We start from the raw sequence: 15,174 nt of genomic DNA on the forward strand, positions 1-15,174 counted from the left end.
GCCTGGAGCCTGTGAGATCATCGCGACTGCGCTCGTTCATCGCGGGAATGCTGGTGAGCAACAGTGCTCCGCACCTGGCCACCGCCATCACCGGACGTCGTCATCTCACCCCGCTTGCGGGCCGGGACTCCGGTCCGGGTGTCAACGCGGTCTGGGGTTCGATCAACCTGCTGTCCGGCCTGCTGTTGCTCTCGCCCGACCGGCACCGCGTCCCGGCGAGCTGGACCAACGACCTGCTCGCGTTCGAGGCGGGTGCCGCCGCCTTCGCGATCTGGATGGCCGCCTCGGAACGGCTGCTGCGGGTCAACGTCCGAGACTGACAACCCGCCGCCCGCCGGTGATCAGGCCGGGGCCGGCACCGCGGAACGCACGCGCTCCCACTGCAGGTATCGCTGTGTCTCGCCGAGGAACGCACCCCCGAGCCACAGCGCGACGACCGTGTCGTCGACGAAGCCGAGGATCATCAAGGCCGCCTCGGGCACCACGTCGAGCGGCGAAACGAGGTAGGCGACCGCCGCGATGAGCAGGGCCAGCCTGCCGTACCTCAGCCCCGGGTAGCGTCCGACGACCGCACCGGCGAGCATCCGGGGCAACGCGCGAACCCGTTCACCGAGACCGGGATCCCCCGGCCTGCCCGCCTGCGACACCACTCGCCACAGCGCGTGGAATGCCGCGATCCGGCGTGGGTTCATCGCAGGGACTTGCGGTCGGAACGGCCCGTCACCGCCGACCACACCGCCACCCCGGCGAACGCCAGCGCCCCGATCACGACCGCCCAGGCCAGGAACTTGAACATCGCCCCGATCACGGAGATCGCGATCCAGATCAGGAGCAGGATCCCCAACACCTTCAGCATTGCTCGTCCTCCCGTCGACCGCGTCTTCAGTCTCCACCAACAGGACGATTCGCCGCATCAGGGAGTTCCCGGGATGCCCCTGCGGGTCTCCCCTATGGTGACCGCTCTGTCCCCCGCCCGCTCCCGACGACAGCCTTGGAGTGCCGACGATGCGCCCGATCCTGCGCGCCGCACTGCTCACCCCCATCCTGGTGGCGGCGGGAGCGTGTGGCGGATCGGCGGGCGATGACCTCCCGGCCGCCGCGTCGCCGGTGTCGGCGGGTTCGCCGTTCTGCGCCGCGGTGCAGGCCAACGTGGATGCGGCCCGGCCGCTCGCGATGCTGGCGGCAGGCACGCCGGTGGCCGGGCTGGGCGACGTCGCGGACTCCGTCCGGCGGACCAACCAGCAGGTCATCGACGCCGCGCCACCGCAGATCCGCGCCGACTTCGAGCACGCCGCCCAGATCGCCGAGCTGCAGCTGCGGGCCCTGGAGACGGCCGGCGGCGACCCGGCGGCCATCGGGACGGACCCCGAGCTCGCACGGCGCGCGAGCGATCCCGCGTTCGCCGAGGCGAGCCGCCGCCTGCAGGCTTTCATCGACGAGCACTGCGGCGCTCTGGGCTGACCCGCCGTCCTCGCTGGGTCCTGGTCGCGGCGCCGGGCCGCGCACCTGGTGTGGCGTCGGCCCGGCGCCTTCACCGCGACCGACTTGAAGGTGCCGCGGATCTTGTTGACGACGAGCGTGGCCAGTGCCTTGCCCTCGACGTCCTCGGCGATGATCGCCAGCGGCTTGCCGGACTGCATGACCTTCTCCAGCAGCGGGAGCAGGTCCTTGACGGTCGAGATCTAGGAGCTGACCAGGAGGAGGTAGCGGCCGCGCGGGCCGAGTGCCACCTTGACGGCGTCGGCGAGGGTGTTCATGCCGGGCTCGAGCCCGCGGCGCGCTTCCTCGTACGACGATGCGGCACAGCGGCCGATTCAGGGTCGAATCTGATTAGAGTCGCAGCGTGGCGACGGACGTGACGGTGGCCCGGCAACTCCTCGACGCGATGCGCCGGCACGGCGCCCGGACCGTGTTCGGCCTGCCCGGGGTGCACAACCTGGCGTTCTGGCGCGATCCGGGGGACGCGCCCGTGGTCGTCCGGCACGAACAGGCGGCGGTCTACGCCGCCGACGGGTGGGCACGGCGCACCGGGCGGCTCGGCGCCGCCGTCGTCACGACCGGGCCGGGCGCGGCCAACACCGTCGCCGCGTTCGGTGAGGCCGCGGCCGCCGGATCGCCGGTGCTGCTGGTGGCCTCGGAGATCCCGGAGGCCCTGCGCAGGCCGGGCCGGCTGCGCGGGGTGCTGCACGAGTCGCGGGATCAGGCGGCGCTGTTCGCGCCGCTGGCCAAGGCCGTGTTCCGGCCGCGGAATCCGGCCGAGGTGGCCTCCGCGGTCGACGCGGCCGTCGCGACCGCGCTGCGGGAGCCACGCGGGCCGGTCTATCTCGATGTGCCCGCCGACGTCCTCGGCGAGGCCGCGGCGCCCCGGCCCGAGACGGCGATGGCGCCCGAGCCGCTGCCGGACGACGCCGACCTCGACGCCGCGGCGACGCTGCTGCGCGGCGCGCGGGTCGTGCTGTGGGCCGGGCAGGCAGCGGTCGGGGCCGCGGCCGGTGTCGCAGCGCTGGCCGAGCGGCTCGGGGCGCCCGTCGTCACCAGCTACCAGGCTCGGGGGATGCCGGGGGCGCTCGGCGTGCCACCACACGAGCCCGAGGTGGCGGAGCTGATCGAGGCGGCCGACGTACTGCTCGCCGTCGGCGGCGACCTCGACGGGATGAACACCCGGAACTGGACGATGCCCCGCCCGGAGCGGCTCGTCACCGTCGAGCCGGCGGCACCGGCCGACCCGCCGGAGTGGGACGCCGACGCCGCGGTGGCCGGCCGGATGGATCGGGCGCTCGCGGGGCTGCTCGCCCGGATCCCGAAACATCCCGAGTGGGCGCCCGGAGACCTGCGTAAACAGGTCCTCGACCGACTGCGCACCGACCCGGCGACGGCGGAGGCGGTCGCCCTGCTCGACGCGGTCGACGCCGCCCGGACCCCGGACACGATGCTGGTCTGCGACATGGCGGTCGGTGGGTACTGGGTCGGCGGTTACGCATCCGTGCCCGCCCCCCGCGGGCTGGCCTACCCGGTCGGCTGGGGAACCCTGGGATTCGGGCTGCCCGCCGCGCTCGGCGCCGCCGCGGCGGGCGGGCCGGTACTCGCCGTCTGCGGCGACGGTGGGCTCGCGATGGGGCTGGGCGAGCTCGCCACGCTCGTGCAGGAGCGGCTGCCCGTCACGGTCCTCGTGATCGACGACGGCGGGTACGGGATGCTGCGCTACGACCAGGACCGGGCGGGCGCACCGCATGCGGGTGTCGATCTGGTGACCCCGGACTTCATCGCGCTGGCCGCCGCGTTCGGGCTGCCCGCGACCGACGTCCCGGCGATCGAGGACGGCCTCTCCGCCGCCCTGGGCGGGGCGCTGCGTGGCGGTCCGCATCTGGTGCGGGTACCGGCCCGGCTGCTGCCGCCGCGCACGACCTCGCCGCGCTGGCACGAGGGCTGAGGGCAACGAGCATGAGTGCATCGCCGAACCTTGTTATCGATCAGATCGCGATATATCGTGTTACTACACGAGCCGATCGAGAAGAGGCTCGTCACCAGAAGACGATCAAGGAGACGAACGATGCATGCCGTGAATCCCCCGTGGGACCCCCGCTGGTTCCGCGCATTCCCCGGCGGCCCTCGCGCCGCCTTCCGGACCGCGATGGCCGGCCCACACAACCCTCCCGGCGCCGGGGAGCACCCCCACTCCGGCGGCCCTCGGCGCGGACGCCGAGGCGGAGCCCGGTTCGGCGCTGGCTTCGGGCCCGGGTTCCCGCCGCCAGGACCGCCGTGGCGCTTCCGCGGTCGCCGCGGCAGGCGGACCAACCGCGGCGACGTCCGCGCCGCCGTGCTCGCGCTCGTCGCGGAGCAGCCGCGGCACGGCTACGAGATCATCCAAGAGATCGCCGAACGCTCCGGCGGAGCGTGGCGGCCCAGCCCCGGATCGGTGTATCCCACGCTGTCGCAGCTCGAGGACGAAGGCCTGGTCCGCGTCGAGCAGACCGAGGGGCGTCGCGTCGTCCACCTCACCGAGGAGGGCACCCGCTACGTCACCGAGCACCGCGACGAGCTGGACCGGGTCTGGGAGTCGGTCGGGCAGGATCCGGACGACGACACCGCCGAGCTCTGGGAGCAGCTGGGCCAGCTGCACGCCGCCGCCCACCAGGTGATGGCCACCGGCAGCGCGGAGCAGATCCAGACCGCCACCGCGGCTCTCGCCGAGGCGCGCAAGACGATCTACCGTCTCCTCGCCGAATAGACCGCCTGTGAGTGCGTAACAGTGTTAGAACACTGTTACGCACTCACAGGCGCCGAAAGCGCACGTCAGCAGTCGCGCAGCTCCGGGCTCTGGTTGAGCACCTGCCCGCGCGGGGAGACGAACTCGCGGTAGTGGGACGAGTCGACCGCGGCAGGCGCGAAGGCGGCGACCCGGTGGCAGTTCTGGAAGGCCAGCACCACCCCGAAATGCCGCTCTAGCGCGCCCCGGATCGCATTGCTCGCGAGCGCGCGCAGCAACTGGCCGCGGGCCTGCTCGGACGGGGGCGGGACCTCGTGCTCGCCGAACGGCGCGTCCGGCCGCGCGGCCCGGTCGTCGGCGGCCGCGGAGACGACCTCCCAGGCGTAGGGCAGCGAGTCGCGGACGACGGCGAGGAACCGCGCGTCGTCGAGATCGCCGCGGCCGGCCGCCTCGAGGACGGCGGTGGGGACGTCGAGGGACATGAATCCTCCTTCAGGGGTGGCAATCGAAAAGAGCAGATCAGCGAGGGTTGTGAGTGCGTAACAGTGTTAGAACACTGTTACGCACTCACGGGCGCCGAAGGTGCATATCCAGGGGCCACCTGGGCGGCGAGGTCCGCGCCCACGGCGCGGTTGCCCCAGGCGGCGGCATTGCGCAGATGGAACTCGACGGTGCCGCGGTGATACGCCGCCCAGTCGCGCTGCTGCGCGTCGAGGTCGGCGTGCAGCGCGCGGAGGACGGCGAGGTTGTCGGGCTCGAGCTGGTCGAGCGGCAGTGGGTCGCCACGTTCGGCAGCGCGCACCCATGCCGACTGCCCCAGCCATCCGATCAACGCGTCACCGACCCGCTCGCGCAGGTAGCGCACGTCGGCGGCGTCGCTGACCTTGTTACCCAGCACCCGCAGCGCCAGGCCGTGCCCGGCGGCGTGCTCGGTGTATTGCTCGTACACCCCGACGCCGCGCCGGGTCGGTTCGCTGACCAGCACCGTCAGGTCGAAGCGGGTGAAAAGGCCCGAGGCGAAGGCGTCGGCCCCCGCGGTCATGTCGACCACCACATACTCCCCCGCGCCGTCGAGCAGGTGGTTGAGGTAGAGCTCCACCGCGCCGGTCTTGGCGTGGTAACAGGAGACGCCGATGTCGTCCTCGTCGAACTCGCCGGTGACCAGGTAACGCACTCCACCCGGTGCCGTGGCCACGTACCGCCGCAACAGCTCGCCGGACCAGTCGAGGTCAAGGAGCCGCGACCCCGGACCGGGCGGCGTCGTTTTGATCATCATGTCCGCGGAGGGCACGAGGGGGTTGTCGCCGCGCAGATGGTCCTTGAGCCAGGTGGGATCCGCACCCAGTGGCCGGGGCGGTGCGCCCTCCGCGCCGAGTGCCTGACCGAGATGTTGGTTGATGTCGGCGTCGATGGCGAGCACGGGACGGCCGAGCTCAGCCAGGTAGCGGCTGAACAGAGCCGCCATCGTGGTCTTTCCGCTGCCGCCCTTGCCGACGAACGCGATCCGCACCGCACTCCCCTCGTTTCCACATCCAGGAACACGGTAACGATAGTGGTTATCACTAACGAGTGATCATGGCGGGCCCCGGTTCAGCCGGTTCTCGTCCCCCTGCGCGGCGAGCGCCGCGCGCAGCGGCAGTACCGGCGTCCCCGTGGCGGCGAGCTTGCGCCGGGCCCGACGGCGAGCATCACCAGCAACGCCGCGGCGAACCCGCCGACGTTGACGATCCCGACCGCGGTGCCCTGCCGGTGTCCGAGAACCGGGTACCCAGATGCGTCCACAGGCCCAGCCGGGTTCCCGGCGCCGACCAGCACCCGCGCCAGGACCGCCACTGGGACCGACGCCGCCAGCGCCAGCAGCAGCTGACCGGCAGCCATGGTCAGCGCCCCGGTCACGACGAGGATGCGGGCACCGAATCGGTCGAGCAGCACGCCGACCGGCACCTGCAGGCTCGCGTACACGAGCAGTTGCAGCACGACGAACCCCGAGAGCACGGCGGGGGCGGCGCCGAACCGGTCCGCCGCATCGAGACCCGCGACCCCGAACGACGTCCGATGCATCACTCCGATCAGGTACGCGACCAGGCCGATCGTCCAGACGCTCCACCGGCTGCGATGTTCCGTCATGGAGAAACGACCGTCATAGCGAGACCATGGTGCGTTGTTCCGGGTACGAAACGGGATGCTGTGCGGGCAGTCTCACGTTTGACCAAGAGGCTGCCCGCAGTGGAGACAGTGGATTGGTCGGAGGTAAACCGTGCTGGAACCCGAAGAGCTCTACCAGGTGGATGCGGATTCCCCGCAGCTCACCGATCCGGTGCTGGTGGTCGCCCTTGACGGGTTCGTGGACGCCGGTGCGGCCGGACGGCTGGCCGCGGCGGCGCTGCGGGAGGGCCGGGACGTCACAGCCGTCGTGCGGTTCGACGTCGACCAGCTCATCGACTACCGTTCGCGACGCCCGCCGCTGCGCTTCGAGTCCGACCATTGGGCCGGCTACGACGCCCCCGCGCTGGAGATCTCCGTGCTGACCGATACCGGCGGCACCCCGTATCTGCTGCTCACCGGCCCCGAGCCGGACACCCAGTGGGAGCGCTTCGTGGCCGCGATGGAGCAGATCGTGCGCCGGTTCGGAATTCGCCTGGTGGTCAGCCTGATGGGGATTCCGATGGCCGTCCCGCACACCCGGCCACTCGGCGTCACGGCGCACGCGACGCGCCGTGAGCTGACCGAGGGGCACGAGGCCTGGTTCACCACCGCGGAGGTTCCTGGCAGCGCCGTCGCGCTGCTGGAGTACCGGCTCGGCCAGGCCGGGCTCGACGCGATGGGCTTCGCCGCGCACGTGCCGCACTACCTGGCGCGAACCGAGTACCCGCAGGCCGCTCGCACCCTGCTCGACCACACGGGGGTCGCCGCCGGACTGTTCCTGCCGACCGAGTCGCTCACCACGGCGGCCGAGCGCGCGGAGGCACAGATCGCGGCCCAGGTACAGGCTTCGGAGGAGATCGCACACGTCGTACAGGCCCTCGAACGGCAGTACGACATGGTGTCCAGCGGCCGCGGCAGGCTCAGGCAGACGGGACTGGGCGGCGAACTGCCCAGCGCGGAGGAGCTGGCCGCGGAGGTGGAACGGTTCCTCGCCAGCCAGGACGGCGAGGGAACGGAGCAGGGCCCCGACGACGACGCGTCCGGCCCCGCCTCGCCGAGCTGACCCCGCCCGGCCACGCCGCATCTTCGCAGATGAACCGGGCCTGTGAGTGCGTGACAGTGTCAGAACACTGTCACGCACTCACAGGGGATCAGACCAGGCCGAGGGCCAGCATCGCCTCGGCGACCCGCGCGTAGCCCGCGATGTTCGCGCCGGCCACGTAGTCACCCGGCATCCCGTACTCTTCGGCCGTCTCGAAGCACCGCGCATGGATGCCGCGCATGATGTCGCGCAGACGCTCCTCGGAGTACTCGAACGACCACGAGTCACGGGAGGCGTTCTGCTGCATCTCCAGCGCGGACGCCGCGACGCCACCGGCGTTGGCCGCTTTGCCGGGCCCGAACGCGACGCCGGCCTCCCTGAGCACCCGCACGCCCTCGGGCGTCGTGGGCATGTTCGCGCCCTCCCCCACCGCGATGCAGCCGTTGCGGACCAGCCTGATCGCGTCGGCCTCGGTGAGCTCGTTCTGTGTGGCCGACGGCATCGCGACGTGGCAGGGGACCTCCCAGACCGACCCGCCGGGCACGAAGTCGGCATCGGAGCGCGCCTCGAGGTAGGCGCTGATCCGTTCTCGGCGCTCCTCCTTCACATACTTGAGCAGCTCGATGTCGATGCCCTTCTCGTCGCGGACGTATCCGGTGGAGTCCGAGCAGGCCACCACCCGGCCGCCGAGCTGGTACACCTTCTCGACCGTGTAGATCGCGACATTGCCGGAGCCGGACACCACGACGTCCTTGCCGTCGAAGGACTCCCCGCGGGCCCGCAGCATCTCCTCGACGAAGAACGTGCACCCGTAGCCGGTCGCCTCGCGACGGACCTGCGCTCCGCCGTAGATCAGGCCCTTGCCGGTCAGCACTCCCGACTCGTAGCGGTTGGTGATCCGCTTGTACTGCCCGAACAGGTAGCCGATCTCGCGCGCCCCGACGCCGACGTCGCCCGCGGGGACGTCGGTGTACTCCCCGATGTGCCGGGCGAGCTCGGTCATGAAGCTCTGGCAGAACCGCATGACCTCACGATCGGAGCGGCCCTTCGGGTCGAAGTCGGAACCGCCCTTCGCCCCGCCGATCGGCAGCCCGGTCAGCGCGTTCTTGAAGACCTGCTCGAAGCCGAGGAACTTGACGGTCCCGAGCAGCACCGAGGGGTGGAAGCGCAGGCCGCCCTTGTAGGGGCCGAGCGCGCTGTTGAACTCCACCCGGAAGCCCCGGTTGATGTGGATCTCCCCGCGGTCGTCCTGCCATGGGACCCGGAAGATGATCTGGCGCTCCGGCTCGCAGATCCGTTCGATGATCTTCGCGTCCGCGTAGTCCGGGTGCTTGTCCACGGCAGGTCCGATGCTCTCCAGCACCTCGCGGACAGCCTGATGGAACTCCGGCTCCCCCGGGTTGCGCGCCAGGACGTTCGCGTAGATCGGCTCCAGATCACCGTGTAGCGACACTCTTGCCTCCGGGTGGCATGGCTCATGGGGCACCTCGTCCGAAGCTGCCGTCCCCAGTGAGGTGCTCGGACGGGCGTCCGTCCAGATGCTCTCTGTTCGTCCGGCTTTCACGCCAGCGTTGAGACTGTCCTCACGCCCCCCACCTGGGCCGTGTGACCTCGCGATTCAGCCGATCAGGTCCAGCCCCGCACGGACGATGCTGTCGGTGTCCAGACCATGGTGACGGTACACCTGGTCCAGATCGCCGGATTGTCCGAACCGCGAGACGCCCAGATGGGTGCCGGCCACCTGGTTGATCCCGGTCAGGAACGCCAGCGTATGCGGGTGCCCGTCGAGCACGGTGATCAGCGGAACGGCCCGGCGGGCCGGGAACGCCGCGTCGAGGATCCAGCTCTCCTTCGGTCCGCGCCCCGCCCTGGCCTGCACGGCGTCGAACAGCAACCCGGGGCTGGTCACGCACACGACGTCGGCCGGAACACCCAACGCGGTCAACCGCTCGGCGGCGGCCAGCGCCTCGGGCAGCACCGCGCCCATCGCCGCGATCGCCACCGCAGGCGACGCCGACGAGCGCACGAGCGGATACGCCCCGGCGACGACCTGGCGGCGCCGCCGCTCACGCGCGGCCGGATCGGCGGGAACCGCGGCCATGGTCTGGTCGACCGGCCGGGTCGACAGCCGCAGATAGGCCGAACGGCCGTCCGGCCGCCCCAGCCGGGCCAGCGACGCCAGCAGCGTCCACTCGACGTCGATCGCGAACGCCGGTTCGTAGCTGACGCACCCGGGCTGTTCGAGACCGACCGACGGGGTGATGATCGACTGGTGGGCGCCGCCCTCGGGCGCCAGCGACACCCCGGACGGGGTGCCGACCAGAATCGACTGCCCGCCCGCGTAGATCCCGAACGACCACGGCTCCAGCGCGCGCGTGACGAACGGGTCGTAGAGCACCCCGATCGGCAGCAGCGGCTGACCCCACCGGCTCCAGGTGGCGCCCAGCTCGCCGAGCAGGCCGACCAGGTTGGTCTCGGCGATGCCCAGCTGAAGGTGCTGCCCGGCCGGACGCTCGCGCCAGTGCAGGATCGTCTCGGGGTCGTCGGCGAACCAGTCCCGCCGCTCGGCCGCCGACCACACCCCCACCTTGTTCACCCAGCCGCCGAGGTTGGTGGAGGAGCTGACGTCCGGGCACAGCGTCACCACCCGCCGCGCCGCCTCGGGCACCTGCCTGGTCAGGTCGAGCAGGGTGCGCCCGAGCGCGGCCTGGGTGGTCGTCGTCCCGGACGGGGTGCGGCCGATGTCGCTGGGCAGCACCGGCGGCGGGGCGAGGGTCACCGGCCCGCGCCGCAGCCGCGACGCCACCCGCGCGCACAGCCGCCCCGGCGCGGAGTCCGGCGCGAACCGCGCCCACGGCGCCTCGGTCGACATCCCGACCCGCTCGGCGAGCTGGGTGAGCTGGGCGGCCGACAGCAGCGACGAGTGGTTCTGCGGGTGCCCCTCGGTGGCCAGCCCGAAGCCCTTCACGGTGTAGGCGAAGATCACCGTCGGGCGGTTGTCGTCGATCGCGTCCAGCGCCTCGCCCACCGCGTCCAGATCGTGCCCGCCGAGGTTGCGGATCGCCGCGTACAGGGTGGCGTCGTCGAGATCGGCGACGAGCCGGGCGATCTCGGCCGCCCCCTCCCCGGCGCCGGGCAGCCGCTCGCGCAGCTGCGCCGGGGCGCAGCGCAGCAGCCGCTGGTACTCGGGATTGGGCATCTCGTCGATGCGCCGGCGCAGCGCCGCCCCGCCCGGCCGGGCGAACAGCTCGTGCAGCAGCCTTCCGTACTTGACGGTCAGCACCTGCCAGCCCGCCGCGTCGAACATGCCCCGCAACCGGGCCGCGCCGATGTTGGGCACCACCCGGTCCAGTGACTGCCGGTTGAGATCGACGATCCACACCACCTCACCGAGCTCACCGACCATCGGATCGAGGATCGCCTCCCAGCAGGCGCCCTCGTCCAGCTCGGCGTCGCCGAGCAGCGAGTACTGCCGGCCGCGTGCGGCGACCGGCGTGCCGGCAGCGGCCTTCGACTCGACGTACCGGCGCGCCAGCGCCGCCCAGACCGGTGCGGTCGCCCCGATCCCGACCGACCCCGTCGAGTAGTCGACCGGATCGGGGTCCTTGGACCGGCTCGGGTAGGACTGCAGCCCACCGAACGCCCGCAGCGTGGTCAGATACCGCTCGTCCAGCGCCCCGAGCAGGTAGTTGATCGCGTGCAGCACCGGGGAGGCATGCGGCTTGACCGACACCCGGTCGATCGCGCGCAGGTGCTCGAACCACAGTGCGGTCATGATGGTCACCATCGACGCGCCGGACGCCTGGTGCCCGCCGACCTTGAGTCCCGTCGGGTTCGGACGCACCCGGTTGGCGTGGTCGATGATCGCCGTGGACAGCCACAGCACCCGATGCTCAACCTCGCTCAGCACGGCGAGCCGGTCGTCACGCTGCCGAGGGGTGACACGGGTCGCACTGGTCATTGTGATCACCCTCAACCGGACGGCTCGCCGACACCTTGCCCGCCCATGGCATCACCGCCACCATGACTGCACAAGTTGCCGCGCGATCATTGAGCAGATTGCGCAATACAGCCGGCGGACTCGGGAAAGGACGCGCATCGTGCGCAGCACCGGAGAGATCGACGCCGTCGACGCGCGGCTGCTGCGTGTGCTCACCGAGAACCCGCGCGCGACGGTGCTGGCCATCGCCGAGCGGGTCGGGCTCTCCCGCAACACGGTGCAGGCCCGGCTGGCCCGCCTCGAGGAGCGCGGCGTGCTGCTGAGCTTCGAGCGGCGGATCGACCCGGCCGCGCTGGGCTATCCGCTCGTCGCGTTTGTCACGGTGCAGGTCACGCAGCGGATGCTCGCCGAGGTCGCCGCGGCGCTGGACCGGGTGCCGGAAGTGATCGAGGTGCTCGGCCTTTCCGGGCGGGGCGATCTGCTGGTGCACGTCGTGGCCCGCGACGCCGCCGACCTCTACCGCATCGCGGGCCAGCTGCTGGCCACCGAGGGCGTCGAGCGCACCACTACCGGGCTGGCCATGCGCACGCTGGTCGAGCACCGGGTGCGGCCGCTGCTGGAGCGGGTGATCGCCGGGACCTGATCGGGTGCCGAGACCGAGGTCGGATCGAGGGACTTTCGGTCGTAGTCGGACCCCGTTCCTTCCCGCATCCTCGTACGCGACGACTGCGAGGAGCCGAGAATGACGAGGACCGACCAGGACACCCGGATCCTGCCGGCGTACGCCCACCAGGCGATGTCCTACGACAGTGACACCTCGATCCACCAACCGTGGCGGCAGCGGCTGGTCGAGTCGCTACCGCTGCGCGCGGGGGACACGGTGCTCGACATCGGATGCGGCACCGGCCTGTGCTTCCCGCTGCTGCTGGACCGGGTCGGCCCGACCGGCACGATCCTCGGCATCGACTCCGCCCCCGAGATGCTCGCCGTGGCGCGGGCGAAGGCCGTCACGAACGGCTGGGACGGTGTCCGGCTGGTGGCCGAACCGGTCGAGACCGCCGAGATCCCCGGGATGGCCGACGCCGCCGTCTTCTGCGCGGTGCACGACATCCTGCAGTCCCCCGCGGCGCTGGACAACGTCTTCGCCCACCTGCGTCCGGGGGCATGGGTGGCGGCGACGGGCGGCAAGTGGCCGGCGGCCTGGCAGGTCCCGCTCACCCTGTTCGTCCGCTCCCTGCACGCCCCTTACGTCCGGGACTTCCGGGGCTTCGACCGCCCATGGCGGCTCCTGGCGAACCGGCTGGAGGACGTCCGGGTCAGCGAGGTGGCGTTCGGCGGCGGCTACCTCGCGCTGGGCAGGGTGACGACCACGGCGGAACCGCCGAGATCGGCACAACCTGCGCGCCGCTGGTAACCTCCCCGCAGCCTGACCCGGTTCCATCGATGGCAGTCCGGGCCCGGGGCGGGAGGTGGCCCGATGGACCGAGCAGCGCACAGCGCCTGGGCTCCGTTGCCGCAGGAGTATCCGGTCGAGCTTCCGGGACGCGGGCGAGTCAACGTGTGCGAGTGGCCGGGACCGCCGGGCGCCCCGGTGCTGGCCCTGCTCCACGGCGCCACCCTGACCGCGGAGCTCAACTGGTCCCACACCATGGCGGAGCTGGGCAGGCGGTATCGGGTCCTCGCATTCGACCAGCGCGGGCACGGACGGGGCATCCCGTGCTCGACGTTCCGTCTCGAGGACTGCGCCGACGATGTCGCCGCGCTCGCGCGGGTTCTCGGTGTCGAGCGGCTGATCCCGGTCGGCTTCTCCATGGGCGGGCTCGTCGCCCAGGTGTTCTGGCGGCGACATCCGGACCTGACCGCGGGGCTCGTGCTGTGCTCGACCGCCCGCAACGTCTTCGGCTCGCCGTGGGAACGGGCCGCCGCGCTCGTGCTGCCGGCCGTGGTGACCGCCGCAGGCCTGCTCCCGGCGATGCATTCCCTGGGCGCCGACCTCCTGGGCTCGGCCCTGCTCGACCAGGACACCGACCCCGCGACCCGGCGGTGGGCCATCACCCAGATGAGCTCCACCCCACTGTTCACCGCGCTGACCACCGCGCAGGCGGTATGCCACTTCACCTCGCACGAGTGGATCGGGTCCGTCGACGTGCCCGCCTCGGTGGTCATCACGGCGCACGACCGGATCGTGCCCGCCGCTCGGCAGTGGAAGCTCGCGCAGGCGCTTCCCGCCTGCACGGTCGTCGAGGTGGACGGGGACCACGGGGTCTTCCTGCACTCCCCCGGCCACTTCGCCTCGTCGGTTCTCGCCGCCTGCGATGCGGTCGTCGGCGGCGCGGCGGGAGGGGGCGTCGAATCGACGGGTACCGCGTCCTGACCCGAGCCCGGGCACCGAGAGCGCTCAGGTCTCCAGGACGACCTTGCCCGTCACCGTTCGCCCGTCGATGAGCGCGAGTGCCTCGACGGCCCGCTCCAGCGGGAACGTCCCGGAGATCAGCGGGTCGAGCGCGCCCGCCTCCAGATGCGACCCCAGCTCGGCCCACTGCTGCCCGAGGTATCCGGGCCGGGCCAGCGCGTATCCGCCCCAGCCGACCCCGACGACGTCGATGTTGCCGAACAACAGCCGGTTGACCCGCACCGTCGGGATGTCACCGGCGGCGAACCCGACGACGAGCAGCCGGCCCAACGGCGCGAGACAGCGCAACGAGTCGGTGAACCGGTCGCCGCCCACCGGATCGACAACCAGCTCGACACCCCGGCCTCCGGTGAGCTCGGTGACCGCGTCCTTGAACCCCTCGATCGGCACCGTCTCGTGGGCACCGGCGGCGCGGGCCACCTCGGCCTTGGCACCGCTGGAGACGACCGCGACCACCCTGGCCCCCAGGGCGCGGGCGAGCTGGGTGACGGCCGAGCCGACCCCGCCCGCGGCCCCCTGCACGAGCACCGTCTGACCGGGCTGCAGATGCCCGCGGACGGTGAGCGCGAAGTGCGCGGTCAGGTAGTTCATCGGCAGGCACGCGCCCGCGGTGAACGAGACGGCGGCGGGCAGCGGCAGTACGTGGTCGGCGTTCACCGCGGCGACCTCGGAGAACGCGCCGTAGCCGGAGAACGCCACGACGCGATCCCCGGGCCGCAGTGGTGAGCCGTCGGGCGCCTCCAGGACCAGCCCGGCCAGCTCGGCGCCCAGCCCGAACGGCAACTCAGGTTTGTACTGGTAGAGACCCTTGGTCAGCAGCACGTCCGGAAAGTTGACCCCCGCGGCGCGGACGTCGATGAGCACCTCGTCCGTCCCGCGCTGCGGCTCGGCGACCTCGCGTACCTCCACCGCCGCCGGACCGTCCAACCGCACCACCTGGACCGAGCGCACCCACCACTCCTTCGTCGATCTCACGCTCCCGGCAGCTATACCGGAACACCGTCTCCGTAGTCCACGGCCGAGGGGGTGCGGGTGAGCGCCTCGACCAGGGCGGCGAGCCGGTGGTCGAGGCGCTGCTGCACCCGTTCGAGCGTGTCGAGCCGGCAGGCGAGGTCGAGGGCGCCCTCGGCGTCGGCCGCGCCGTCGAGCGCCCGCTCCAGCTCGGCGCGCACCGTCTCGATGCGGCGCCGGCAGCCCTCGGATGTCTCGGAGTGCGCGTCGAGTCGCGCGCGGGAACGCGGGTCGATCGTGGCGGGGACCGACGCGACGAGCTGTTCCAGACGGTGCGGATGCACGGGTGACCTCCTGCACGACGGCGTGCACGACAACACGGCCGGATCGATGTGATCGATACCACATCCACGCTAGAGCGCTCGGCCCTCGGGCGCAAAGGACCCACCGGCCCCGGATGTGCGCGTCGATCGACC

Annotated in this window: 17 protein-coding genes and 1 pseudogene; 8 read left to right on the top strand and 10 right to left on the bottom strand. The window is 71.9% G+C overall.

Features of this window, described 5'->3' with window-relative positions:
- The first annotated feature begins 11 nt into the window (after nucleotides 1-11).
- Complete coding sequence (locus G567_RS27955) at nucleotides 12-320, top strand: hypothetical protein (protein ID WP_147201308.1); 309 nt, start codon at nucleotides 12-14, stop codon at nucleotides 318-320.
- A 21-nt stretch (nucleotides 321-341) separates the two neighbouring features.
- Here the strand turns inward: G567_RS27955 and G567_RS0110015 are convergent, their stop codons facing one another.
- Both G567_RS0110015 and G567_RS35140 read right to left on the bottom strand, forming a co-directional pair.
- Nucleotides 342-692 (bottom strand): YkvA family protein, encoded by a 351-nt coding sequence (locus G567_RS0110015; protein ID WP_028929877.1) that lies wholly within the window; start codon nucleotides 690-692, stop codon nucleotides 342-344.
- Entirely contained in the window at nucleotides 689-856 is a 168-nt protein-coding gene (locus G567_RS35140; protein WP_028929878.1) for a hypothetical protein, read from the bottom strand. Before G567_RS35140 ends, G567_RS0110015 begins: the two co-directional genes overlap by 4 nt.
- Nucleotides 857-1,005: 149 nt before the next feature.
- On the opposite strand from G567_RS35140, the gene G567_RS0110025 reads away from it, so the two are divergent.
- Nucleotides 1,006-1,461: a hypothetical protein gene (locus tag G567_RS0110025; RefSeq protein ID WP_147201307.1), complete on the top strand. Its 456-nt coding sequence runs from the start codon at nucleotides 1,006-1,008 to the stop codon at nucleotides 1,459-1,461.
- Between the two features lie 59 nt (nucleotides 1,462-1,520).
- On the opposite strand, the pseudogene groEL reads toward G567_RS0110025, so the two are convergent.
- A pseudogene (gene groEL, locus G567_RS33085) lies at nucleotides 1,521-1,682 on the bottom strand (chaperonin GroEL); the annotation flags it as partial.
- Between the two features lie 161 nt (nucleotides 1,683-1,843).
- Between groEL and G567_RS0110035 the strand changes: the two are divergent.
- Both G567_RS0110035 and G567_RS33090 read left to right on the top strand, forming a co-directional pair.
- Nucleotides 1,844-3,430, top strand: a complete 1,587-nt coding sequence (locus G567_RS0110035) for a thiamine pyrophosphate-binding protein (protein WP_028929880.1) — start codon at nucleotides 1,844-1,846, stop codon at nucleotides 3,428-3,430.
- A gap of 120 nt (nucleotides 3,431-3,550) precedes the next feature.
- Nucleotides 3,551-4,228 (top strand): PadR family transcriptional regulator, encoded by a 678-nt coding sequence (locus G567_RS33090; RefSeq protein WP_084796024.1) that lies wholly within the window; start codon nucleotides 3,551-3,553, stop codon nucleotides 4,226-4,228.
- 65 nt (nucleotides 4,229-4,293) lie between these two features.
- On the opposite strand, the gene G567_RS0110045 is transcribed toward G567_RS33090, so the two are convergent.
- The 3 genes from G567_RS0110045 to G567_RS0110055 all read right to left on the bottom strand — a co-directional run bounded on the left by G567_RS0110045 (nucleotide 4,294) and on the right by G567_RS0110055 (nucleotide 6,334).
- Nucleotides 4,294-4,689, bottom strand: coding sequence for an SCO5389 family protein (locus G567_RS0110045; RefSeq protein ID WP_028929882.1), 396 nt, complete (start codon nucleotides 4,687-4,689; stop codon nucleotides 4,294-4,296).
- 77 nt (nucleotides 4,690-4,766) lie between these two features.
- The gene (locus tag G567_RS0110050; RefSeq protein WP_028929883.1) at nucleotides 4,767-5,717 is read right to left on the bottom strand and encodes an ATP-binding protein; all 951 of its coding nucleotides are present in this window, start codon (nucleotides 5,715-5,717) and stop codon (nucleotides 4,767-4,769) included.
- Between the two features lie 80 nt (nucleotides 5,718-5,797).
- Nucleotides 5,798-6,334, bottom strand: a complete 537-nt coding sequence (locus G567_RS0110055; protein WP_028929884.1) for an MFS transporter — start codon at nucleotides 6,332-6,334, stop codon at nucleotides 5,798-5,800.
- Between the two features lie 130 nt (nucleotides 6,335-6,464).
- Here G567_RS0110055 and G567_RS0110060 point away from each other — a divergent pair, with 130 nt between their 5' ends.
- Nucleotides 6,465-7,415: a proteasome assembly chaperone family protein gene (locus tag G567_RS0110060; RefSeq protein WP_028929885.1), complete on the top strand. Its 951-nt coding sequence runs from the start codon at nucleotides 6,465-6,467 to the stop codon at nucleotides 7,413-7,415.
- Nucleotides 7,416-7,503: 88 nt separating this feature from the next.
- Here the strand turns inward: G567_RS0110060 and gdhA are convergent, their stop codons facing one another.
- Complete coding sequence (gene gdhA, locus G567_RS0110065; RefSeq protein WP_028929886.1) at nucleotides 7,504-8,847, bottom strand: NADP-specific glutamate dehydrogenase; 1,344 nt, start codon at nucleotides 8,845-8,847, stop codon at nucleotides 7,504-7,506.
- A gap of 165 nt (nucleotides 8,848-9,012) precedes the next feature.
- The gene (locus G567_RS0110070) at nucleotides 9,013-11,355 is read right to left on the bottom strand and encodes a transketolase-like TK C-terminal-containing protein (RefSeq protein ID WP_051232700.1); all 2,343 of its coding nucleotides are present in this window, start codon (nucleotides 11,353-11,355) and stop codon (nucleotides 9,013-9,015) included.
- Nucleotides 11,356-11,494: 139 nt separating this feature from the next.
- Between G567_RS0110070 and G567_RS0110075 the strand changes: the two genes are divergently transcribed.
- From G567_RS0110075 to G567_RS27965, 3 genes are all read left to right on the top strand, one after another.
- Nucleotides 11,495-11,977 carry an Lrp/AsnC family transcriptional regulator gene (locus G567_RS0110075; RefSeq protein ID WP_028929888.1) on the top strand — a complete coding sequence of 161 codons (483 nt, stop codon included), beginning with the start codon at nucleotides 11,495-11,497 and terminating at the stop codon, nucleotides 11,975-11,977.
- Nucleotides 11,978-12,076: 99 nt separating this feature from the next.
- On the top strand, nucleotides 12,077-12,748 hold the full coding sequence (locus G567_RS31950; RefSeq protein WP_051232702.1) for a class I SAM-dependent DNA methyltransferase: 672 nt from the start codon (nucleotides 12,077-12,079) through the stop codon (nucleotides 12,746-12,748).
- A gap of 63 nt (nucleotides 12,749-12,811) precedes the next feature.
- Nucleotides 12,812-13,708, top strand: coding sequence for an alpha/beta fold hydrolase (locus G567_RS27965; RefSeq protein ID WP_051232704.1), 897 nt, complete (start codon nucleotides 12,812-12,814; stop codon nucleotides 13,706-13,708).
- 24 nt (nucleotides 13,709-13,732) lie between these two features.
- On the opposite strand, the gene G567_RS0110090 is transcribed toward G567_RS27965, so the two are convergent.
- Complete coding sequence (locus G567_RS0110090) at nucleotides 13,733-14,698, bottom strand: NADPH:quinone oxidoreductase family protein (RefSeq protein ID WP_028929889.1); 966 nt, start codon at nucleotides 14,696-14,698, stop codon at nucleotides 13,733-13,735.
- Between the two features lie 35 nt (nucleotides 14,699-14,733).
- Entirely contained in the window at nucleotides 14,734-15,042 is a 309-nt protein-coding gene (locus G567_RS0110095; protein ID WP_028929890.1) for a hypothetical protein, read from the bottom strand.
- Nucleotides 15,043-15,174: the final 132 nt, after the last annotated feature.

The organism is Pseudonocardia asaccharolytica DSM 44247 = NBRC 16224 (assembly GCF_000423625.1).
Lineage (GTDB): Bacteria > Actinomycetota > Actinomycetes > Mycobacteriales > Pseudonocardiaceae > Pseudonocardia > Pseudonocardia asaccharolytica.